The sequence below is a fragment of the Terriglobus albidus genome (assembly GCF_025685425.1).
In the GTDB taxonomy this organism is placed as follows: domain Bacteria; phylum Acidobacteriota; class Terriglobia; order Terriglobales; family Acidobacteriaceae; genus Terriglobus; species Terriglobus albidus.
In genome coordinates this window covers 118752-139380 of the sequence record NZ_JAGTAS010000022.1, presented here as the reverse complement: position 1 = coordinate 139380, position 20629 = coordinate 118752, and the positions used below count along the sequence as shown (strand labels likewise).

General features: G+C 57.2%; 23 protein-coding genes. 16 read left to right on the top strand and 7 right to left on the bottom strand.

Going from position 1 to position 20629, the window contains the following annotated elements:
* Position 1 precedes the first annotated feature (1 nt).
* The 6 genes from rpsK (at position 2) to OHL21_RS02715 (ending at position 4556) form a co-directional block, all read left to right on the top strand.
* Positions 2–418 (top strand): 30S ribosomal protein S11, encoded by a 417-nt coding sequence (rpsK, locus tag OHL21_RS02740; protein ID WP_147648565.1) that lies wholly within the window; start codon positions 2–4, stop codon positions 416–418.
* A 120-nt stretch (positions 419–538) separates the two neighbouring features.
* Positions 539–1168 carry a 30S ribosomal protein S4 gene (rpsD, locus tag OHL21_RS02735; RefSeq protein WP_263415709.1) on the top strand — a complete coding sequence of 210 codons (630 nt, stop codon included), beginning with the start codon at positions 539–541 and terminating at the stop codon, positions 1166–1168.
* Between the two features lie 129 nt (positions 1169–1297).
* Positions 1298–2383, top strand: coding sequence for a DNA-directed RNA polymerase subunit alpha (locus OHL21_RS02730; protein ID WP_263415708.1), 1086 nt, complete (start codon positions 1298–1300; stop codon positions 2381–2383).
* Positions 2384–2510: 127 nt separating this feature from the next.
* Entirely contained in the window at positions 2511–2984 is a 474-nt protein-coding gene (rplQ, locus tag OHL21_RS02725) for a 50S ribosomal protein L17 (RefSeq protein WP_317889953.1), read from the top strand.
* Positions 2985–3135: 151 nt separating this feature from the next.
* Positions 3136–4251 carry a WD40/YVTN/BNR-like repeat-containing protein gene (locus OHL21_RS02720; RefSeq protein ID WP_263415707.1) on the top strand — a complete coding sequence of 372 codons (1116 nt, stop codon included), beginning with the start codon at positions 3136–3138 and terminating at the stop codon, positions 4249–4251.
* 5 nt (positions 4252–4256) lie between these two features.
* Positions 4257–4556, top strand: coding sequence for a MoaD/ThiS family protein (locus OHL21_RS02715; protein ID WP_263415734.1), 300 nt, complete (start codon positions 4257–4259; stop codon positions 4554–4556).
* 204 nt (positions 4557–4760) lie between these two features.
* Here the strand turns inward: OHL21_RS02715 and murA are convergent, their stop codons facing one another.
* Together murA and murQ are read right to left on the bottom strand one after the other, a co-directional pair.
* Positions 4761–6041 carry a UDP-N-acetylglucosamine 1-carboxyvinyltransferase gene (murA, locus tag OHL21_RS02710; protein WP_263415706.1) on the bottom strand — a complete coding sequence of 427 codons (1281 nt, stop codon included), beginning with the start codon at positions 6039–6041 and terminating at the stop codon, positions 4761–4763.
* Between the two features lie 372 nt (positions 6042–6413).
* Positions 6414–7373 carry an N-acetylmuramic acid 6-phosphate etherase gene (gene murQ, locus OHL21_RS02705; protein ID WP_147648558.1) on the bottom strand — a complete coding sequence of 320 codons (960 nt, stop codon included), beginning with the start codon at positions 7371–7373 and terminating at the stop codon, positions 6414–6416.
* A gap of 202 nt (positions 7374–7575) precedes the next feature.
* Here murQ and rfbB point away from each other — a divergent pair, with 202 nt between their 5' ends.
* The 3 genes from rfbB to rfbD are packed head-to-tail and all read left to right on the top strand — an operon-like array spanning position 7576 to position 10433.
* Entirely contained in the window at positions 7576–8664 is a 1089-nt protein-coding gene (rfbB, locus tag OHL21_RS02700; RefSeq protein ID WP_263415705.1) for a dTDP-glucose 4,6-dehydratase, read from the top strand.
* A complete protein-coding gene (gene rfbA / locus OHL21_RS02695; protein ID WP_263415704.1) occupies positions 8665–9540 on the top strand; it encodes a glucose-1-phosphate thymidylyltransferase RfbA in 876 nt (291 codons plus the stop codon).
* Positions 9540–10433 carry a dTDP-4-dehydrorhamnose reductase gene (gene rfbD, locus OHL21_RS02690; RefSeq protein WP_263415703.1) on the top strand — a complete coding sequence of 298 codons (894 nt, stop codon included), beginning with the start codon at positions 9540–9542 and terminating at the stop codon, positions 10431–10433. Before rfbA ends, rfbD begins: the two co-directional genes overlap by 1 nt.
* 64 nt (positions 10434–10497) lie before the next feature.
* Here the strand turns inward: rfbD and rfbC are convergent, their stop codons facing one another.
* From rfbC to lexA, 5 genes are all read right to left on the bottom strand, one after another.
* On the bottom strand, positions 10498–11067 hold the full coding sequence (gene rfbC, locus OHL21_RS02685) for a dTDP-4-dehydrorhamnose 3,5-epimerase (protein WP_263415733.1): 570 nt from the start codon (positions 11065–11067) through the stop codon (positions 10498–10500).
* A 63-nt stretch (positions 11068–11130) separates the two neighbouring features.
* Complete coding sequence (locus tag OHL21_RS02680) at positions 11131–11820, bottom strand: HAD family hydrolase (RefSeq protein WP_263415702.1); 690 nt, start codon at positions 11818–11820, stop codon at positions 11131–11133.
* Between the two features lie 228 nt (positions 11821–12048).
* A complete protein-coding gene (locus OHL21_RS02675) occupies positions 12049–12957 on the bottom strand; it encodes a DUF4097 family beta strand repeat-containing protein (protein ID WP_263415701.1) in 909 nt (302 codons plus the stop codon).
* 35 nt (positions 12958–12992) lie between these two features.
* A complete protein-coding gene (locus OHL21_RS02670; RefSeq protein ID WP_263415700.1) occupies positions 12993–14201 on the bottom strand; it encodes an efflux RND transporter periplasmic adaptor subunit in 1209 nt (402 codons plus the stop codon).
* A gap of 113 nt (positions 14202–14314) precedes the next feature.
* Entirely contained in the window at positions 14315–14914 is a 600-nt protein-coding gene (lexA, locus tag OHL21_RS02665; protein WP_263415699.1) for a transcriptional repressor LexA, read from the bottom strand.
* A gap of 250 nt (positions 14915–15164) precedes the next feature.
* Between lexA and OHL21_RS02660 the strand changes: the two genes are divergently transcribed.
* From OHL21_RS02660 to fliF, 7 genes are all read left to right on the top strand, one after another.
* Positions 15165–15926, top strand: coding sequence for a response regulator transcription factor (locus OHL21_RS02660; protein WP_263415698.1), 762 nt, complete (start codon positions 15165–15167; stop codon positions 15924–15926).
* Positions 15927–15931: 5 nt separating this feature from the next.
* Entirely contained in the window at positions 15932–16162 is a 231-nt protein-coding gene (locus OHL21_RS02655) for a HAMP domain-containing histidine kinase (protein WP_147648548.1), read from the top strand.
* Positions 16162–17376: a sigma-54-dependent transcriptional regulator gene (locus OHL21_RS02650; RefSeq protein ID WP_263415697.1), complete on the top strand. Its 1215-nt coding sequence runs from the start codon at positions 16162–16164 to the stop codon at positions 17374–17376. The genes OHL21_RS02655 and OHL21_RS02650 overlap by 1 nt, the downstream gene beginning before the upstream one ends.
* A gap of 301 nt (positions 17377–17677) precedes the next feature.
* Complete coding sequence (locus OHL21_RS02645; RefSeq protein ID WP_263415696.1) at positions 17678–18034, top strand: flagellar basal body rod protein FlgB; 357 nt, start codon at positions 17678–17680, stop codon at positions 18032–18034.
* Positions 18031–18489 (top strand): flagellar basal body rod protein FlgC, encoded by a 459-nt coding sequence (gene flgC, locus OHL21_RS02640; protein ID WP_263415695.1) that lies wholly within the window; start codon positions 18031–18033, stop codon positions 18487–18489. Before OHL21_RS02645 ends, flgC begins: the two co-directional genes overlap by 4 nt.
* Before the next feature lie 10 nt (positions 18490–18499).
* Positions 18500–18802, top strand: a complete 303-nt coding sequence (fliE, locus tag OHL21_RS02635; protein WP_263415694.1) for a flagellar hook-basal body complex protein FliE — start codon at positions 18500–18502, stop codon at positions 18800–18802.
* A gap of 9 nt (positions 18803–18811) precedes the next feature.
* Positions 18812–20623 (top strand): flagellar basal-body MS-ring/collar protein FliF, encoded by a 1812-nt coding sequence (gene fliF, locus OHL21_RS02630; protein WP_263415693.1) that lies wholly within the window; start codon positions 18812–18814, stop codon positions 20621–20623.
* The last annotated feature ends 6 nt before the right edge of the window (positions 20624–20629 follow it).

Here is a 20629-nt window from a genome sequence, read left to right as displayed (position 1 = left end):
CATGGCAAAACAGCAGAGCGCAGCCGGCAAGGCCGGTAAGAATAAGAAGTTCAAGAAGCGCGAACGCAAGAATGTGCCGTATGGTCTGGTCCACATTCAGGCTTCGTTCAACAACACCATCGTCACCATCACCGACCAGCAGGGCAACACGCTTAGCTGGAAGAGCTCGGGCTCGCTGGGCTTCCGTGGTTCGCGTAAGGGAACCCCGTTTGCTGCACAGCAGGCCGCTGTGAACGCGGCCAATATGGCTCGCGATCATGGTCTCCGCTCGGTCGATGTCCGCGTCGCCGGCCCCGGTTCGGGCCGTGAGTCGGCTGTTCGTGCACTGGCTGCCGCTGGCCTTGAGGTCCGCAGCATCCGTGACGTCACGCCGATTCCGCACAACGGCTGCCGTCCGCCGAAGCGCCGCCGCGTATAACTTCTGCGGTGCCGGATCCAGAAGATCCGGCACCGTACAACCCTGTTTATGGATCGCGACTGAAGCGCTCGAGCAGCGTGTAAAGCGATCGACACCTGAAGTCTTAGGAGACTGATAGAAATGGCTCGTTACACTGGACCCGTCTGCCGCCTTTGCCGCCGCGACGGAATGAAACTCTTCCTCAAGGGACCCAAATGCTTCTCCGACAAGTGCCCGATCGAGAAGCGCAACTTTGCCCCCGGCCAGCACGGCCGTGACCGTAAGGCCAAGATCGTCGGCTATGGTCTCCAGCTCCGCGAAAAGCAGAAGGCAAAGCGTATCTACTTCACGCTCGAAGGCCAGTTCCGCGAGTACTACGAGAAGGCCAGCCGCCGGACCGGCGTTACCGGCGACCTGCTGTTGCAGCAGCTCGAGACCCGTCTGGACAACGTGGCCTACCGCCTCGGCTTTGCGATCTCCCGCCGTCAGGCCCGCCAGGTTGTTCGCCACGGTCATGTGACCGTCAACGGCCGCAAGGTCAACATTCCTTCCTACCAGGTGAAGGTGGGCGATGTGGTCGAGATCCGCGAGAACGCCAAGAAGCTGACCCTGCTCGAGACTGCCAAGGACTTTGCTTCCGGTCAGACTCAGGCCGCGTGGCTGGAGATCAACCGCGACAACTTCTCGGGCAAGGTGATTGCTCTGCCGAAGCGCGAAGATATCCAGATCCCGGTCAACGAACAGCTGATCGTCGAACTTTACTCGAAGTAATGGTTGAAGGGCTGCGCGGCCTGGCCGCGTAGCCCTTTGACTGACCCAACAACTAAATACTCAACCGTGTAACACCCGCCTGGACCGCAGAATGCTTCGCGGACGGTAGCCGGAAGAAAGGATAGATACATGCTTTGGAGAGGTTTCCAAAAGCCTAAGCGTCTTGCTGTTGACAGCGAGACACTGACAGAGAAGTACGGAAAGTTCAGCGCGCAGCCCTTTGAGCGCGGCTTCGGTACGACCATCGGTAATGCACTGCGCCGCACGCTGCTCTCATCGATCGAGGGCGCGGCTGTGACCGCTGTTCGCATTGAGGGCGTACTGCACGAGTTCCAGTCGATCACTGGCGTGGTTGAGGACGCGACGGACATCATCCTGAACCTGAAGCAGATCCCGTTCAAGCTGAACGGCGACGGTCCGAAGGCTCTGTACCTGCATGTGGACCAGCCGGGCGTTGTTACCTCCGGCATGATCGAAGCGGACGGCGACGTCGAGATCCTGGACAAGGATGTTTACATCGCGACGGTCTCCGAGGGCGGAAAGCTCGACATGGAGATGCGTCTGAAGCGCGGCCGTGGCTATGTCTCGGCTGACAAGAACTTCGACTCCGACCTCGGTCTTGGTTTTATCCCGGTTGACTCGATCCACTCCCCCGTCCGCAAGGTGAACTACGCGGTGGATGCGGCTCGTCTGGGCCAGATCACCGACTACGATCGCCTGACCCTCGAGGTCTGGACCAATGGAACCGTGCTTCCGGCTGACGCCGTAGGCCTGGCAGCCAAGCTGCTGAAGGACCACCTGACCATCTTCATCAACTTTGAGGAAGAGCTGGAGACGGGTCTGGACGGCAGCGCGGACGGCCCTGCTATCCGCAACGAGAACCTGAACCGCTCGGTCGAAGAGCTTGAGCTCTCCGTCCGCAGCTACAACTGCCTGAAGAATGCGGGTATCCAGACCATCGGCGAGCTGATCCAGAAGACGGAAGCCGAGATGCTGAAGACCAAGAACTTCGGCCGCAAGTCGCTGAACGAGATCAAGGAGATCCTCGCTCAGATGGGCCTCTCGCTGGGTATGAAGATCGACGAGAACGGCAACCCCGTTCCCGGACCGACCTCCGTGCTTCCGGCTGCCACTCTGGCTGCGAGCTATGGCTCGTTTGACGATGAGGACGACGACGACTTCTCGCTGCCGGGCAGCGAGACTGAGAACTTCTAAGACGGTTACCCGCCAGTTGCTCTTTTACACGGGCAACTGGCGGAAAGCGTCCGGTAACACCCAGATTTCCGAGGTTGTCAGAGCATCGGCAACTGAGAACTGACAACTTCGAAGAGAGAGAATTGATATGCGCCACCGTAATGGAGGATTCAAACTCGGACGCAACACCAGCCACCGCCGCGCCCTGCTGCGGAACCTGACGACGTCCGTGATTCTTGAGGATCGCGTAGAGACCACGGCCATCAAGGCCAAGGCTGTCCGCCCCCTCGTTGAGAAGATGATCACGCTGGGCAAGCGCGGTGACGTGCATGCCCGCCGCCAGGCCGCCTCGTTTCTGCAGACGCCGGAGGCTGTGGACCGCCTGTTTGCTACCGTGGCTCCGCGCTACGGCGATCGCAATGGCGGCTATCTCCGCATCATCAAGACCGGCTTCCGTAAGGGAGACGGCGGTGAGAAGGCGTTCATCGAGCTGCTCGGTGCTGAGGCTGAGCTCGGCGAGAAGCGTGAGAAGCGCGAAGCTGCCAAGGCCAAGAAGCGCGAAGAGCTGCAGAAGCAGCTTGAGGAGCAGCAGCAGGCCGAGGGTGGCGAGAACGCTGCCTAAGCAATAGGACTTGAAACAATGAAAGCGCGCCTTCGGGCGCGCTTTTCGTTTCTGCGAATCTCTTTTTTGCTTGAGATTTTCAGCATAGACAATGAAGCTTGTTTTCGCAGAACGCCTAGGCCTGATACCCTCCTGCCGGAGGATTTAGCGCATGAGCTCAGTACGTCTACTGGTCGGAACCCGAAAAGGCGGATTTGTGCTGACTTCAGACGGGAAGCGTCAGGACTGGAAGGTGGAAGGCCCTTTCTTCGCCGGGTGGGAGATCTATCACATGAAGGGCTCGCCGGTAGACCCTGACCGTATCTGGGCGTCGCAGAGCTCCGGTTGGTCGGGGCAGGTGCTGCAGCGTTCCGATGACGGCGGGAAGACCTGGAATGTTGCCGGCAATAAGTTTCTCTATGAGGGAGAAGCAGGGACGCACCAGTGGTACGACGGAACGCCGCATCCATGGGAGTTCAAACGTGTCTGGCACCTGGAGCCTTCTCTGAGTTGCGCGGACACGGTGTACGCGGGTGTCGAAGATGCGGCCATGTTCAAGACCACTGATGGCGGTACGACCTGGAATGAATTGCCGGGACTCCGTAAACATGGCACCGGCAAAGACTGGCAGCCCGGCGCCGGCGGCATGTGCCTGCATTCGATCGTGATCGATCCCACCGACGAACAGCGGATGTTCATCGCCATCTCGGCAGCTGGTGCGTTTCGTACCGATGATGGCGGCGGCACCTGGAAGCCGATCAACAAGGGACTTCACTCGAAATACATCCCTAATCCGACGGCTGAAGTTGGCCATTGTGTGCATCACATCGCCATGCATCCATCCAAGCCAAAGACTCTCTTCATGCAGAAGCACTGGGATGTGATGCGGACCGATGATGCCGGAGAGAATTGGTCAAAGGTAAGCGGCAACCTGCCGACGGACTTCGGATTTGTCATCGATGTACATGCGCACGAGCCCGAGACCATCTTTGTGGTGCCCATTAAGAGCGACTCCGAGCATTTCCCGATGGAAGGACAGTTGAAAGTCTTCCGCAGCAAAACGGGAGGAAATGAGTGGGAGCCGTTGAGCCGGGGGCTTCCGCAGAAGGACTGCTACGTAAACGTCCTGCGCGATGCCATGTCTGTCGACCGCATGGATGAATGCGGCATTTACTTCGGCACAACCGGAGGGCAGGTATACGCGTCGCCTGATGGAGGCGAGAATTGGCAGGCAATTGTGCGGGATCTGCCCGCAGTGCTCTCCGTGGAGGTCCAGACGCTGCCGTGAGTGCAATGGTGCGAGTGGAGCTGCCGGCTCATCTCTGCAGACTAGCAGGTGTCGGCCATGAAGTGACAGTAGCGGTAGACGCTTCTCCAGTGACGATCGCCGCCGTTCTGGAGGTGCTGGAGCACGATTACCCTGCGCTGGAAGGCACTATCCGTGAACACGAGACGAAGCAAAGGAGAGCGTGGCTTCGCTTCTTTGTCTGCGAGGAAGACTGGTCTCATATCGGCATGGATGCCGTGTTGCCGCCAGCGATCGTGAGCGGCAAACAGCCCCTGCTGGTGATCGGAGCAATCGCCGGCGGATAGAGCATTTGCCCTGTAGGTGTAATGTAGTGCTTCCGCATCTCTGGGCGTTTTCCGCAATGAAAACGCCGCTCCACATCCCTTCCGGGATACCCAACAACAGGGAAAATGCTCTAACCAGATTGTACGAATATCCCACCCATTGCGATGCAATGGGTGGGGCACCTATCTCTGTGGTTAATTCAGCAGGTACGCACGTGCCCGATGTCAGCGTTTGCCGAAGACATCGCCCATGCGGCGAATCTGCGCTCCGACACCGCGGAGTTTCTCCTCGATGCGTTCGTAGCCGCGGTCCATGTGATACACACGGTCCAGAATGGTTTCGCCATCGGCAACCAGAGCAGCAAGTACAAGGGAGGCTGACGCACGCAGGTCAGAGCACATGACGGCAGCGGCCTGCAGCGGCGTCTTGCCGACGATGGTGGCCACACGTCCTTCGGTACGGATATTGGCGCCCATGCGATTCAATTCCTGGACGTGCATGAAGCGGTTTTCAAAAATGTTTTCAGTCACGATGCTTGTGCCATCGCACTGCGTTGCAAGGGCCATGTATTGCGCCTGCATATCGGTCGGGAATCCCGGGTACTCTTCGGTCGAGATGTCGACCGGCTTCAGGTGGCCTTCGCTGCGCACACGAACACTCTCGCGGCCGACATCAATGCGTGCTCCAGCTGACTCCAGCTTGCCGATGACAGCACCCAGATGATCCGGGTTGCATGAGTCGACGTTCAGGTCGCCGCCGGTGATGGCGCCGGCAATCAAGAAGGTCCCGGCTTCAATGCGGTCGGGATTGATCCGGTGTCGGGCGCCGTGAAGCTTGTCGACTCCCTTTACTTTGATCGTGGAGCTCCCCGCTCCTTCGATCTGCGCGCCCATGGCCGTGAGCAGTGCCGCCAGGTCGGTGACTTCCGGCTCGCGGGCACAGTTCTCCAGCACGGTTTCGCCTTCAGCCATTACAGCGGCCATCAGGATGTCCTCGGTCCCCGTAACCGTGATTTTGTCGAAGACAATATGTGCGCCCTTCAGACGCCGCGTGCGGGCCTCAATGTAGCCGTGGTCGTAGGTGATGGTAGCGCCCATCTTTTCCAGAGCAGCCAGATGAAGATCGATGGGGCGACCGCCAATCGCGCATCCTCCGGGCATAGCGACACGCGCCATACCAGTCCGGGCGATCAGTGGACCGAGTACCAGCGAACTGGCGCGCATGGTCTTTACGATCTCGTACTTGGCGACTGGATCAGAAAGGTTGGCGCACTGAATGCTGGTGCGGTGCTGAGCCCGGCCATACCCGAGCTCTACACTGGCGCCCATGGACTCCAGCAGCTTACGCTCGGTTTCGATGTCGCGAACCTGTGGGATGTTTTCGAGGATGATCTCGTCCTCGGTTAAGATGGCGGCGGCCATGCAGGGGAGAGCGGAGTTCTTGGCTCCGGAGACTTTGATGGTGCCGAGGAGCGGATTACCGCCGCGAATAACGAACTTGTCCATGAGCCAACGAGGTACCTTAACGAATCAGTAAACGCCTCTTTGATTCTACGGACTTACGTTGTGGAAGGGAGTGTTTCGGCTGGTTCGGCCTTAGATCTCGGCCTGATGGAAGGCTCTGATAGAAAACGCCCTTGCGATACGGAATAACTCAATGCTGAACCAGGAAAGGCAAAGGAGAAACAGCTTGCCGCATTTGTTGGGGGAGCATCGCCGACTGGGTCTCCGGATGGAGCGGCGAAAGGATGAAATGGTGCTCCAGAAGGCAGATGATAGCTGCTCCCAGCGTGGCAGTGAGAGAGTGTGTAAGACGGAGCCACTGGGTACGAAGTGAAGGACGCTTCATTTCGCTGAGTCTAGCGCTTCCCAAAAGCCTTAGAGTTCGAGACGAGAGTCTTCGATCGCCAGGCGGACATTGCCATCCGATTTGGAGAGGCGGCGGACCGCTTCCATCTTGTCAACTCCGGCTTTCAACATGACGACAGCGATCGGAATTGATTTACCGGCGGACTTGATGGCGCGGATGGCTGTCTCACGGTCCACACCTGTGACCCGCTGCAGCACGTTGATGCCGCGCTCGACGAGCTTGGCGTTCTTCATGTGCACGTTGACCATCAGATTCTCGTACACGTAGCCCAGGCGGGTCATTGCGCCTGTCGTGATCATGTTCAGGATCATCTTCTGGGCCGTACCCGCCTTCATGCGGGTCGACCCGGAGATAACCTCAGGACCTACGTCGGCCACGATACATATATCGGAGACCTCGGCGAGGCGGCTGTTTGGATTGCACACAACGGCGGCGGTTCGCGCCCCCCGCTGCCGGGCATAGTCCACGGCGCCGACCACATAAGGCGTGTGGCCGGAAGCGGAGACACCGATCACGATGTCTTTTCTGGTAGGGCGGCGCTTGGCGATGTCGCGCTGGCCCATTTCTGGGGAATCCTCGTTAACGTCAGCCGCAGAGGCAAGAGCTTTTGGGCCGCCGCACATCAGGTACTGGATCTGCTGGGGCTGGGTCGAGAACGTGGCGGGGCACTCCTGGGAGTCCAGCGAGGCGATACGTCCCGAGGAGCCGGCGCCGACATAGATCAGGCGCCCACCATCGCGCAGAGCGCGGGCGACCTGATCGATGACCAGAGCGATCTCAGGAAGTGCCTTTTTGACAGCCAGATGGACCTTTGCGTCCTCATGATTGATGATCCGGGCAATCTCAAGCGCACTTTTGGTGTCAAAGCCTTCAGACGCTTCGTTCGGCCGCTCCGTGACGAGTGCCTGTAGGTCGAACTGCTCACGTTCTGTGGATTTGGCGGCGGGAGCTGCTAAGGGTTCGGTCATGAGCGCTGGCATAAGGGTATCGATACAGGCGGAACCATTCTAGTCCTAAGTTGCTTGGATGCGACAGATGTGTGTTGTGGATGGCCGTTACGGAAGTGATGCGCCCCTCCCCGGAAGGTAGAATATTGGAGATAATCCGAAGGTTATTGAGGAAGTGGCTTGCCGGGCGGGCAGCTAAGGAAGAGGGCCAAAAGCGCTACACATGACGGAAACCAAACCGATTCTGGTGACCGGCGGGGCCGGTTTCATAGGAAGCAATTTTGTACTGGACTGGATTGAGAAAGAGTCGTCACCTGTCATCAATCTCGATAAGCTGACGTATGCCGGAAACCCACTGACCCTGGCGTCCCTGGAAAATAATCCCCGCTATACCTTCGTTCACGGAGATATCTGCGACGGGAAGTTGGTGGCTGATCTGCTGGAGCGTCACCGCCCGCGGGCAATTGTCCATTTCGCCGCTGAGAGCCACGTTGACCGTTCTATCCTTGGGCCAGAGGCTTTTCTAAAGACCAATATCGACGGGACCTTCCAACTGTTACGAGGTGCTCTGGCCTTCTACCAAGCCCTTGAGGGGGAAGAGAAAGAGAACTTCCGATTCCATCATGTCTCCACCGATGAAGTGTTCGGGACACTGAACGCGGACGATCCGGCTTTCCATGAGAAAACGCCATATGCGCCTAACTCCCCTTATGCAGCGAGCAAGGCCGCCAGTGACCACCTCGTCAGGGCGTGGCACCACACCTATGGCCTCCCGACGTTGATGACCAACTGTTCGAATAACTACGGGCCGTATCACTTTCCTGAAAAGCTGATTCCGCTGATGATTACCCATGCATTGGAGGGCAAGTCCTTGCCGGTGTATGGTGATGGCTTGCAGGTTCGGGATTGGCTGTACGTAAAAGACCATTGCTCTGCAATCCGGGCGGTCCTGGCAAAAGGACGGGTAGGCGAGACGTACAACATCGGGGGTTGCAACCAGCGAACGAATCTGGAAGTTGTGACGTTCCTATGCGAATTGTTGGACGAACTGGTTCCCGAATCCGCCTTCCGGCCGCATCGGCAGCTTATCCGTTTTGTGACGGATCGCCCAGGGCACGATAGACGGTATGCCATTGATGCCAGGAAAGTCGAGCGGGAACTGGGATGGAAACCGGCGGAGAGCTTCGAGACTGGTCTCCGGAAGACGGTTGAATGGTACCTGGCTAACAAAACTTGGACCGAAAACGTCACGAGTGGTGTCTACAAGCAGTGGATTGAGAAGAACTATGGATTTCGGAAGGCGGAGTTGTAGATGAAAGGAATCATTCTGGCCGGAGGTTCTGGAACGCGGCTGTATCCGGTGACGCAGGCGGTATCGAAACAATTGTTGCCTGTGTACGACAAGCCAATGATTTACTATCCCTTATCCGTGCTGATGTTGTCTGATATCCGACAGATTCTTATCATTTCGACGCCGCAGGATACGCCGCGATTTGAGCAGTTACTCGGAGACGGCAGTCAATGGGGACTGTCTTTTCAATATGCTATCCAGGAGAATCCTGATGGTCTGGCGCAGGCCTTTCTGATTGGCCGGGATTTTCTGGCCGGTGAAGGATGTTGCCTGGTGCTCGGTGACAACATCTTTTTTGGCCACGAGTTGCCAAAGAAACTACAGGCAGCCGCGCAGAAAACGAGTGGCGCAACTGTATTTGCATACAGGGTTTCTGATCCGGAGCGCTATGGCGTGGTGGAGTTTGACGCCGCCGGAAATGCGATCTCCCTCGAAGAGAAACCCCAGCAACCGAAGTCTTCGTACGCAGTGACCGGGGTCTATTTTTACGACTCCCAGATCGTTCAGGTTGCCGAATCCATTAAGCCTTCGGAACGCGGTGAACTGGAAATCACCGATGTAAATCGGTGGTATTTGGAACATGGAGAGCTTGCAGTGCAGAACCTAGGTCGTGGGACAGCCTGGCTTGATACGGGGACGCATGATTCCTTGCTTGAGGCGGGTACATTTATTCACGCCATCGAGCATCGGCAGGGCCTGAAGGTAGCGTGCCCTGAAGAGATCGCATTCCGCAAGAGATGGATCTCCAGCGAAGAGCTTGACGCATTGGCGAAGAAGATCGGTAAGAGCAGTTATGCCAATTACCTTCATCGGATACTAAAAGAGCGGATCTTCTGATGGGGCCGTTTCTTTTGACCGGAGCAAGTGGGCAGGTCGGGGGTGAACTTGAGCCAGTACTGAATGAGCTTGGAAGGGTGGCCGCACCAAGGCGGGCAGAGCTCGATTTGAGTGATCTGGAAGCCGTAAGACGATACATTCGCCTTCTGCGGCCTCGCTGGATAATCAACCCGGCCGCCTATACAGCGGTAGACAAAGCGGAACGGGAGCCGGAGATGGCCTTTCGGCTCAATGCTGAAGTACCCCAGGTTCTTGGAGAAGAGGCTGCAGCCATCGGTGCCGTTGTGGTCCATTTTTCGACGGACTACGTTTTCGCCGGAGTAGGTAATCGGGCGTACGTTGAGACGGACCCAACCGGCCCGTTGAGCGTTTACGGAGCTAGCAAGCTTGCAGGTGAAGGTGCACTTGCGGCAACTGGAGCTGCGCATTTCATCTTCCGGACGAGTTGGGTCTACAACTCCACCGGGACAAACTTTGTCCGTACTATTCTGCGGTTTGCTCGGGAGAGGGAAGAATTGCGTATTGTGGCTGACCAGCACGGGGCTCCCACATGGGCGCGCGATCTTGCCCATCTTACCCTGCACACCATTCGTCGCTGTGAAACAGCGGGAGATTGCCTCGCCGAAGCCCGACGCTTAGGTGGTATCTACCACGCCAGTGACGGTGGAGAGACCACTTGGTTTGATTTTGCCCGGGCCTTCCTGGCGCTGGCACAGGAGAAGGAGCCAGAGCAACCCTGGGCAAAACTTACGCCGATCGGAACCGAGGAATATCCAACACCCGCGAGAAGACCAACGAACTCTCGATTAAATTGCGAATTGTTGCAGCGTACGTTGGGATTCACGATGCCGGCCTGGCAGGACTCGCTGCGAGCAGCCATGCTGGAAACCTAGACTAAACGTCGCGGAGGATGGATTCCTGAGACAAGAACCCATCTTCCGCGATTGTTTTAGATTTTTAGTGAGGTACAGTCTCCCCTACAGGCGGCAGCTCAGCCTCCGCAAAGCTCATGCCATGTCCATCTTTTGGCGAGACCAAGACATTGGGGACTTCGTCAAGAGGCCAATTAATCGCCAGCGTCGAGTCATCCCAGCGGATGCAACGTTCTCCTGCGGGATGATAAAAATCGGTCGTTTTGTAGAGGACGTGGGCGCTTTCTGAAAGCACGAGGAAACCGTGCGCAAAGCCTTCGGGAATCCAGAGGTATTCCACCCGGTCTTCGCTCAGGTGGAAGCTGGCCCATTTACCAAAATCCGGGGAGTCGCGGCGAAGGTCGACGGCTACATCCCAAATGTGGCCCGTGAGAGCGCGCACCAGCTTTCCTTGCGGTTTGCCGACCTGGTAGTGGAGACCGCGTAGCACACCTTTCCGGGAAAAAGACTGGTTGTCCTGGACAAACTTGTTTGGCAACCCCGCGTGAGCGAAGGTCCGCTGTGAGTATGTTTCTGCGAACCAGCCCCGTGTGTCTTCGAAAACTTTGGGAAGGACGCGCTTGACGTCTTTGAGAGGGGTATCGATAAGCTGCATCACAAATAAACGTCTATTGTCTCATTTAGGTTATATGGAAGTTTTCGCGAAGAACAGAGATTTTTACCTTCGTCCCAAGACGGATACCCACTGATCCGGCGAATCGCAGAGGCAGGAGGGCTCTACCGTTTTCAGTGTGTCGGCTGACAGTCCAAACGCGCATCCAATCGACCAGGCTCCGGCATTCTGGGCAGTGAGGACGTCTACGGCGGAGTCCCCGATCATCACGGTTTGCGTGGGCGTGGCGGCGGCTTCACGCATGAGTGTCTCGAGCCCCAATGGGTCGGGTTTCTTGGTATGAAAGCTGTTGCCTCCGTAGTTTTCGAAGAAAAACGGCTCCAGACCCAACGCCCGGCTTATTTCACGGGACGGATTGACAGGTTTATTCGTAAGGATGGCCATCTTTAAATGAGGATGAGCCATACGAATGGCTTCAAGTGATTGAAGTACACCGTCATAGACGCGGGTGAAATCGAGCTTGTGTACGCGATAGTAATCCAGGAAGAAGGTCAGCGCCCGCTGCACATACTCTTCGTCATGTAGATCACCTTCCGGGTCGCCGAGCGCGCGGCGTACCAGCATGGATGCGCCGTCGCCGATATAGGTGGTAATCACAGCGTCCGGCAGAGCCGGCTTCCCCACATAACGCAGCATTGCGTTGACGGAATTGGTGAGGTCCTGCCGAGAGTCGATGAGGGTTCCGTCAAGATCGAAGACAAGGAGACGAAGGTCTGAGGAAGGTGGTAGGGCCATTTCTTCTAGAGTGCAAGGCGTCGGCGGTTGAGCGCAAGCTCAGGAGCCGGCTGGTCTGGCACAAAAAAAGCGGCGGAGTCTGCACTCTCCGCCGCGGTAAGGAAATTGAGATCTGTTAGAGTGTTTCCCTGTTGCTGGGTATCCGGGAAGAGGAGCGCAGTGGCGTTTTCATTGCGGAAAACGCCCACGGATGCGGATGCTCTGGACTACACCTACAGGGAAAATGCTCTAGCGGATTTCGATGTCTCCTGATCCGGTTTCAGCTTTGATCACAGGTCCGCCGCCGTTGACGGCGCCCAGAACATGATGGCGATTGAGCGTGCCCTGCATCATGATGGGCTGTGCCACGCGCACCGTTCCAGATCCGGTGGAAGCGTTCAGGGAAAACTTGGCGTTCCCCACGTTAAGCCGAACAGAGCCCGATCCCGTCTCAAGCTTCCAGTCTGAAGACGGCGTGCCGTCAATCTCGATATCTCCGGACCCGGTTCCAGCCCGCAGACCACCATTGAAACCGTGGATTCGGAGGGAGCCGGAACCCGTCTGCGCGCGCACGTCACCGGCGGCCGACTGGCGAAGCTCAATGTCGCCAGAGCCCGTTTGAAGCGTTGCTGAACCGTGAATGCCGTCCGCCCGGATCGATCCTGAACCGGTCTCCAGCTTGGCGTCTGAACCAATATTTGAGACCTGAACGTCACCGGAGCCGGTGTTGGCGGTAACTGCCCCCATGATTCCGCCGATCATGACGGAACCGGAGCCAGAGTTGGCCCGTAGAGTTGTCGCGGCTGGAACATTGATGTCGTAGTCGATGACGATATTGCGGTAAAGGTCGTTATTACCCTGGGTCTGACCGATCGTGATGCTTGAACCGGACTGAACAATGGGCGGGTTGGCAACGATCTGGCGGATGCGTTCGTCGGCATTACTGGCAAACCACCCTCCGGAACCGGCGCGAACGTGACCGACGATACGGACCTCCGAATTCGATCCGGGAACAACCTTGACGTATCCGGAACCAGTGGAGACGCTGACATTAGTCGACCCAGAGACAGAGAGTGTGCGGGAAAAGTCCTCGGCCGTAGCGAGCACGGCGACGGCTGCGAGTGCGGTTGCGGTAAGTAGAGTACGAAGGATCTTCATGGTTGTTCCCTCTATGGTTTCACGATAAAACGCATTTACTGCTGCAGAATGACCTGGTCGTTCTGGTTAAGACCGCTCAGAAGCTCGGTCCTTGTGCCATTGGAAATGCCTACTTTTACCGGGATTTTCCGGCGGCCCTTCTCTGCCTTGGAATCCGGAATCTCAATGCTGGCGTTACGCTGCTTGTCGTAGATAACAGCCTGCTCCGGTACAGTGAGCACATTCTTGTGTTCTTCGAGGATGACCTCAGCGTTCGCGGTCATATTGGCCTTCAATTCACCGCCGGGATTATCGATCGATACTCGTACTTCGAAGGTCGTAACATTGTCCTTCTCGACACCCAGAGGAGCGATCTTGGTGACCTTGCCGTTGAAGACCTTGTCCTTGAAGCTCTCCACGCGGATGCGGGCGGGCTGGCCAAGGTAGACCTTGCCGATATCGCTCTCATCGACCTTGCCTTGCACGTAGACCTGGGTGGTGTCTCCCAGAGTCATGACCAGGGTTGCGGTGGATCCCATCACAAGAATGGAGCTGACGGCATTGCCCAGCTCTACGTCCCGGGAGAGGATGATGCCATCGATCGGGGAGACGATGTTGGTGTAGCTAAGCTGTTCTTCAAGCTGTTTGAGTGATGCCTGCGCCTGAGCTACCTGTGCCTCCGCCTGATGCAATTTGGCGGTGTCAACGGCGATCTGGGCGAGAGCCTTATCCCGCGCATTGGCGGCGGCGGCGTATTTTTGCTGCGCGTCATCCAGCGCCTGCTGGCTGACGACTCCTTGCTTGGACATCGCAAGCGCGCGTTCATAGGTGTTTTTGAAGTTGGGCAGGTCGGGGGCCTGGGCGTTCACCTTATCCAACTCAATTGCGGCGGCGGCGGCTCTGGCATTGGACTCCGCAGCGGTCAGTTGCGCCTTCTGGGCGGCAACCTGATCGAGCAGTTCCTGTTGGTCAAGCTGGGCAAGAGGCTGGCCGACCTTAACCGGTTGATTGATATCGGCAAAAAGCTTTGTGACGATGCCGGAAGCCTTTGATTTGACCTCGACTTTGAGGATGGGCTGAACCTTACCAGTGGCAACTACGGAGCGAGCGATGTCGCCGCGTTCCACCTTCGACAACTGGGAAGCATCAATCTTCGAGCTGGAGCCGGAGGCCTTGATGGCAAACGTAAGGCCGGCGGCCAGGACGACGACGGCAATGCCGCCCCAGATATACAGTTTGCGCTTGGATTTGCGGGGTGTGGCCATGGTACTCCTGATCCTCCGGTGGGTGGTTACGGAGGAGAGTACGCACGATGGAGGAGGTTGGTTCCCTGAAAGTCAGGCGACCTCAGGCTGCCTCGCAGGAGTTGATGGCAGGCCTAGTACTTCCGCAACACTCCCAGAACCTTTCCCTGGATCGTTACCGCGGCTGCCGGGGCGAAGATTGGCGCCATCTCGGAGTTTGAGGGCTGCAGGCGAATCATGCTGCCTTCCCGGTAAAACCGCTTGAGTGTGGCATCTGTGCCGTCAACTAAAGCAACGACAATTTCGCCCTCCCGGGCAGTGCGGGTACGCTCAACCAAAACATAGTCGCCGGAGACGATATGTTCGTCCCGCATGGAATCGCCACGGACCTCAAGGGCGAAGACCTCCCGGTTGCCAAGAATATCGCTGAGAGAGATCGTTTCAGCTGTTTCAACGGCTTCCACCGGCCGCCCAGCGGCAATGCGGCCAAGCAGTGGCAGGCGGTCGGTACCCTTCTTGGAGCGTGCCGGCAGAACATCGATCGAACGGCTGCGATTATGCGCACGCTGCAACAAACCTTTGTTCTGCAGGTTCGTGATGTGCTTGTGCACGGTGGCAAGCGAATTGACGCCGAGACCGCTGGCGATCTCCTCATACGAAGGGGAATATCCGCAACGCTGCGTGAATGAGGTGAGGAAGTCGAGAACGTCCTTTTGCCGCCGGGTGATCGCCATGTCTGACATTTTAGCGAATAAAAGGCGAATCGCAAGAGGGAAGACGTTAGGGAGGTAACTTGCTAAGTTCCCTTTAGATTCCCGTTTTGGGGCTGCGGTAAAAAAGTCCTGGTAACGCAGGCTTGCGGTTACCTATGTGCACGAATCAAGGTATGTACATAAGTCTTACTCGAAAAGACGTGAACGAACGCAAGAGTCGGAACTTTCAATTTTTCGCTTCGCAAGGTTAGTCAGTGAATTGGAGAAACAAATGGGAATTCTGCTGGTGGAAGACGATAAAGCCCTTGGAATGCTCTTGAAGAAGGGACTCGAAAAAGAAGGTCATCAAGTCGAGTGGTTACAGGATGGAGAAGCCGCACTCCATCACGCGATGGAAGAAAATCCGGAACTTGTCGTTCTGGATCTGAGTTTGCCCAAAATGGATGGAGCTCAACTGCTTGAAGAAGTACACCGCAGGATGCCCCATACCTCCGTACTCGTACTGACGGGGCGGACTCAGGTTGAAGAGCGGGTCCGCTGTCTGGATCTCGGAGCCGACGATTATCTACTTAAACCATTTAGCTTCCATGAACTAACAGCACGCTGTCGTGCTGTGATGCGCCGTAAGAAGCACGTACCGGATCAGCTTCTGAAGTACGGCGTCCTGGAAGTGAACCGTATGCTCCGTCAGGTGCGTGTAGCCGACGTGGAAGTAGAGCTGACCTCGAAGGAATATGCGCTGCTCGAGTACCTGTTGCTTCACAAGGGGAAAGCCGTTTCCCGTGCGCAACTTTTGAATGGTGTATGGCGGACAACGTCGCATACTGGCACAAATGTCGTAGACGTATATATCAACTATCTGCGCCGAAAGCTGACTGTACAGGGTGTGTCAGATGGCGCCGCGTTGATTGAAACGGTTCGGGGCGAGGGCTACCGGTTGCGGAGCATGTCGTTTCCGGGTGGCCTCCCGGAAAAATCGGGTTCACAGAGCGTAGCCGCGGGTAGTACAACACGGATATTGCGACACGCGTGACAACTATGGATCGTGAACAGGTACAGGAACTGAGCGTGATGCTGCATGACCTGTGCCAACCGCTGACGGCATTGCAGTGCCGTTTGGAGTTGGCAGAGATGGAAGGCGACGAGGAAGGCATGCGTCGCGCGATAGCCGACAGTCTGACGGAATGCGAACGGTTGAATGGCATCGCCATGCGGATGCGACAGCAGCTTCGAGAAGCGATGCAAGACGGACCAGGGGACCTAAAATAATGCCATTTGAAACCAGGGTGACGAACGGACCAGTATCCGTTCGTCACGCCGTTGTCGTCAGTGCGGACGGAGACCGGCGTTTTCGATGGATTACATCGCTTGAGGGCCTGCGTTGGCAGGTAGAGGCCGCTTCCGGCGGCGCTGAGGCCATGGCGAGCATGGAACAGCGTATTCCGGAAGCGCTTATTGTCGACAACTGGCTGCCGGATCTGGAAGTGGATGGATTTATTGCCTGGGTGCGCCAGGCATTTCCATCGGTCGATATTCTGCGCGCCGATGGTGTACCGGTTGGAGACGGACCGCGAAGCCCGAGGCGGCACGAGTTGTTGCATGTCCTGCGTACCGCAGAAGAAGATATTGTGGTCACGCCGGAGCCAGCGCATTCGAGCATCGAGCGGGAGCCTACGGTTTCCGTCCCCGTGATTGTTCCCGCCGAGCTTCCCGTGGATGCAGCCTTGTTACCGGGAATGATCGGCAATAGCGCGGGCATGCGCGAGCTTGCTCGCATGGTTCGCCTGGTCGCTCCACGCGATACGACCGTCCTGATTGAAGGAGAGACGGGGACGGGTAAAGAGGTGGTTTCAAGGGCAATCCACCGGCTCAGTCCTCGCGCCCAGAAGCCATTTGTGACCTTGAACTGCGCCGCCATTCCGGAGGCTCTGCTGGAAGCGGAACTCTTCGGGCACACCCGCGGCGCTTTTACCGGTGCAGTACAGTCACGCACCGGCCGCATCGAGGCGGCGAATGGCGGCACCCTGTTTCTGGATGAAATTGGGGAGATGCCGCTACCGTTGCAGGCCAAGATGTTGCGTTTTCTGGAGAATGGGGAACTGCAACGGGTTGGTGACAACGAGACCGTTCGGGTCGATGTGCGCGTGATCGCGGCAACCCACCGCGATCTCGAGCGGCTGAGCCAGGAACGGGCTTTCCGGCTGGACCTCTACCATCGGCTGGCAGTTTTCCCTGTGGTCATTCCTGCATTGCGCGAGCGGGCGGAGGACATCCCGCTGCTGGCGACGCATATCCTCAATAAGCTTGGCGAAACAATGCCGCAGAAACGCCTCTCTCCGGCAGCTCTGGAGATCTTCCAGGGATACGACTGGCCTGGAAATGTCCGTGAATTAGGACATGTTTTGGAGCGGGCGGCTATTCTGGCGGAAGACCGTCCGGAGATTGGAATGACCGAGGTTGTACTCCGCCGCAAACGGGCGTAGCGCATGTCATCCGCTCCAGGCGTCATACCACGAGCGCAAATTGCTTCTAAGACCAGGCGAAAGCATCTCTATAGATGTAGTCCAGAGCAATTGCATCTATGGGCGTTTTCCGCAATGAAAATGCCGGTGCACGCCCCTTCCGGGATACCCAGCGACAGGGAAAATTTTCGAAAAGCCCGGTTTCTTGTTTCGCTCTAATGATTGAGGCTGAGAGCCTTCTTAGATGTCTGCCTGAGGAATGGAGCCAAACCTGCACTCTCTATCGGCGATAAGTTCAATCGCTTGAGGAAGAGGGTGTCTGATGCAGACGAGTGCGATCAGTGACGCGTTGACGCGGTATTTGGACCTGGCCAGCGCCCAGATGAAGCTGACGGCCAGCAATATGGCCAATGCTGATACTCCCGGCTACCGGACACAGGGTTTCAGTTTCGAAGATGAGATGCGGCACGCCATGGAGGGCACCGCAAGCGGTACATTTACTCCGGCCACGCGTGATGTTGATGGCCTGGTAACCCGGCCTGACGGCAACAATGTCTCCTTAGAGCGCGAAGGTATGCAGTTGGCAAAATCGCAGCTCGCCTTCCGTACCGGCGTGGAGTTGTTGAAGCGGGAATATTCACGCGTCATGGACGCGATCAAAGCGGACGGTAAGGCATGAACCTGTTTGGTGTGATGGATGTCAGCGCATCCGCGCTGCAGGCTGAGAGAGTTCGTGCCGAAGTAACGGCCAGCAATATGGCGAATGCGGAGACGACCCGCACCGCCGATGGAGGACCGTACCGCAGACAGCAGGTGGTCTTCCAGACCGCCGGCCAGGATGGCGCGTTCGGCGCTGCCTTTATGTCGCACCTGGGAATGCATGGCTCTCTTAGCTCGAATGCGACCGGAGGCGTGGAAGTTGTCGGCGTGCAGAATGACGCCAAAGCGCCGATTATGCGCTTCGATCCCGGACATCCGGATGCCGATGCAAACGGATATGTTGCATATCCCGATATCGATCCACTGACCGAGATGGTGGAACTGATGAGCGCGCAGCGCAGCTATGGCATGAATGCATCGGCGGTACAGGCAGAGAAAAGCATGATCACCAGCTCGCTGGACATCTTGAAGTAAGAGAACAGATATGGATGCGATTCGGCTTACAGGAACAATTCCCGGAATTGGCAGTGTGGCTCCGTCACCGGCGCCCTCGACCGAGCAGGCGGCATCTCCATTTGCCGATGTTCTGGCAGGTGCGCTGCATGATGCCACTGCACTGGAGAAGCAGGCGCAGACGGCTGTGAAGGGTTTGATGGACGGTAGCGGTGTCGAAATTCACGAGGCCATGATTGCAACCCAGAAAGCGGACATGGCCTTCGAGTTAGCGCTGCAAGTACGGAACAAAGCCGTAGCGGCATACCAGCAGATGATGCAGATGCAGTTCTAAGACATAACAATGCCAGATCAGAAGACTGAACTACAGAAAACAGGTTCTACCCCCGGTCTCGGTGAAGGCGCTGCTCCCTGGCAACGCCTGGTAAGTAATGCCGGTAGCCGCTGGAATGCTTTGCCGAAAGCGCAACGCTCGCGTCTGATGCTGGCGTCGGGAATCGTGCTTGCGGTGATTGCTGCACTGAGCTGGTATGGCTCCCGTACGGAATGGAAGACTCTTTTCAGCGGGCTTGATCCGAAGGATGTGCAGGCTGTCAGCCAAGAACTGAGTGCGGCAGGAATCAATGCCAAGATCTCGTCTGACGGCAGCGAAGTGCTTGTTCCCGAAGAGTTGCTGGATAAGGCACGTATGGAAGTCGCCAGCAAAGGCATGCCGCAGAGCGGACGCATGGGCTTTGAGATCTTCGATAAGCCGAACTGGGTTGGTTCGGAGTTCGATGAGAAGGTCAACTATCAGCGTGCTCTCGAAGGTGAGCTTGAACATACGATTGGCACCCTTGGCTCCGTGCGTTCCGCGCGTGTTCACCTGGCCATGGCCAAGCAGGGTCTATTCAGTGCTGAGGATCACCCGGCGAAGGCAACGGTAGTGCTTAAATTACGGCGTTCGACCATGGCGCAGGGTGAGGCCGAGTCCATTCGTAACCTGGTAGCCGGTGCGGTAGAGAACCTGCAGCCGGACCAGGTGAACCTGGTGGATGCGGATGGTCATGTCAATATGAGTGCGCCGACTCAGTCCGCGCAGCAGACTGATGCCGTTCACCAGATGGAGCAGCAGCTCATTTCCATACTGGAACCGGTAGCCGGACGGGATAATGTCCGCGCGACGGTTCATGCGGAGTACGAGCAGGGCACGGAAGAAAAAACCGACGAGGTCTATGATCCGGCACTCTCGGCAACGGTCAGCATGCAACGTACCGAGCAGGTGCAGAGTTCCCCGCGCGCGGCAGCGGGAGTTCCGGGAACGCAGAGCAATGCGGCGGGTGGACCAGCGGCTGCTGGAGCCAATGGCACCGCTAACCAGCAGGCCAATGGTCAAGGTAACGTTCCTCCTCTGATGCAGAACGGCAACCTGCCCGTGTATCCACAGAGCGGCAGCGGTGCAAGCAATAATGCTCGTGAAGAAAGTGCTAATTATGCCGTAACCCGGCATCTGAGCCACATGCAGGAAGGCCCGGGCCGTCTGAAACGGCTTACCGTAGCCGTCCTGGTAAACGATCGCCCGCAACTGGAAGGTGCAGGTAAGGACATGCACACCGTCTGGCATGCCCGCAGCAGTGAGGAGATGCGTCGTCTGGAACAGCTCGCACAGGCATCAACGGGTTTTGATTCCAAGCGTGGAGATCAGCTTGTTCTGGAGAACATCAGCTTCCAGACGAACAGCGCGGAAGTACCATTGACTCCGCTGCAGCGCGTGACAGAGCAAACCCAGGAGCTTATCAGGACCCCGGGTGTGCTTCGCACAGTGGGCCTGATGGCGATGGGTTTGCTGCTGGTGATGTTCGTACTGCGTCCGATGGTGAAACAGACTGCCGCACTGATGCAGGAACCGGAGCCGCCGGCATTGATGGCGCATCAGACTCCTGTGCTTGCTGCTACAGGTGCTGCCGCAAGTGCTCTGCCGATCACGGAGTCGGCATCCCTATTGACAGAGGGATCTCCGGATACGCCGGTGCTGGGTTCCTCGATAGGTCTGAAGACAGAGCAGGGCAGTGAAGAACAGATGATCTTCGAACAGGTTAAGAGACAGATCCGTACGGAGCCCAAGCAGAGCACGCGCCTGCTTGAGCATTGGATCGGTACGGACATGGACGAATAGCAAACC

Excerpts from the sequence above, each read along its gene's own strand:
- rplQ (WP_317889953.1), top strand. The coding sequence starts at position 2,511 with ATGCGCCACCGTAATGGAGGATTCAAACTCGGACGCAACACCAGCCAC.
- OHL21_RS02650 (WP_263415697.1), top strand. The coding sequence starts at position 16,162 with ATGCCATTTGAAACCAGGGTGACGAACGGACCAGTATCCGTTCGTCAC.
- OHL21_RS02655 (WP_147648548.1), top strand. The coding sequence starts at position 15,932 with ATGGATCGTGAACAGGTACAGGAACTGAGCGTGATGCTGCATGACCTG.
- rfbC (WP_263415733.1), bottom strand. The coding sequence starts at position 11,067 with ATGCAGCTTATCGATACCCCTCTCAAAGACGTCAAGCGCGTCCTTCCC.
- OHL21_RS02715 (WP_263415734.1), top strand. The coding sequence starts at position 4,257 with ATGGTGCGAGTGGAGCTGCCGGCTCATCTCTGCAGACTAGCAGGTGTC.
- flgC (WP_263415695.1), top strand. The coding sequence starts at position 18,031 with ATGAACCTGTTTGGTGTGATGGATGTCAGCGCATCCGCGCTGCAGGCT.
- OHL21_RS02730 (WP_263415708.1), top strand. The coding sequence starts at position 1,298 with ATGCTTTGGAGAGGTTTCCAAAAGCCTAAGCGTCTTGCTGTTGACAGC.
- rpsK (WP_147648565.1), top strand. The coding sequence starts at position 2 with ATGGCAAAACAGCAGAGCGCAGCCGGCAAGGCCGGTAAGAATAAGAAG.
- fliE (WP_263415694.1), top strand. The coding sequence starts at position 18,500 with ATGGATGCGATTCGGCTTACAGGAACAATTCCCGGAATTGGCAGTGTG.
- OHL21_RS02660 (WP_263415698.1), top strand. The coding sequence starts at position 15,165 with ATGGGAATTCTGCTGGTGGAAGACGATAAAGCCCTTGGAATGCTCTTG.
- murQ (WP_147648558.1), bottom strand. The coding sequence starts at position 7,373 with ATGACCGAACCCTTAGCAGCTCCCGCCGCCAAATCCACAGAACGTGAG.
- OHL21_RS02670 (WP_263415700.1), bottom strand. The coding sequence starts at position 14,201 with ATGGCCACACCCCGCAAATCCAAGCGCAAACTGTATATCTGGGGCGGC.
- OHL21_RS02675 (WP_263415701.1), bottom strand. The coding sequence starts at position 12,957 with ATGAAGATCCTTCGTACTCTACTTACCGCAACCGCACTCGCAGCCGTC.
- rfbD (WP_263415703.1), top strand. The coding sequence starts at position 9,540 with ATGGGGCCGTTTCTTTTGACCGGAGCAAGTGGGCAGGTCGGGGGTGAA.
- rfbA (WP_263415704.1), top strand. The coding sequence starts at position 8,665 with ATGAAAGGAATCATTCTGGCCGGAGGTTCTGGAACGCGGCTGTATCCG.
- fliF (WP_263415693.1), top strand. The coding sequence starts at position 18,812 with ATGCCAGATCAGAAGACTGAACTACAGAAAACAGGTTCTACCCCCGGT.
- OHL21_RS02720 (WP_263415707.1), top strand. The coding sequence starts at position 3,136 with ATGAGCTCAGTACGTCTACTGGTCGGAACCCGAAAAGGCGGATTTGTG.
- OHL21_RS02680 (WP_263415702.1), bottom strand. The coding sequence starts at position 11,820 with ATGGCCCTACCACCTTCCTCAGACCTTCGTCTCCTTGTCTTCGATCTT.
- murA (WP_263415706.1), bottom strand. The coding sequence starts at position 6,041 with ATGGACAAGTTCGTTATTCGCGGCGGTAATCCGCTCCTCGGCACCATC.
- rfbB (WP_263415705.1), top strand. The coding sequence starts at position 7,576 with ATGACGGAAACCAAACCGATTCTGGTGACCGGCGGGGCCGGTTTCATA.
- lexA (WP_263415699.1), bottom strand. The coding sequence starts at position 14,914 with ATGGCGATCACCCGGCGGCAAAAGGACGTTCTCGACTTCCTCACCTCA.
- rpsD (WP_263415709.1), top strand. The coding sequence starts at position 539 with ATGGCTCGTTACACTGGACCCGTCTGCCGCCTTTGCCGCCGCGACGGA.
- OHL21_RS02645 (WP_263415696.1), top strand. The coding sequence starts at position 17,678 with ATGCAGACGAGTGCGATCAGTGACGCGTTGACGCGGTATTTGGACCTG.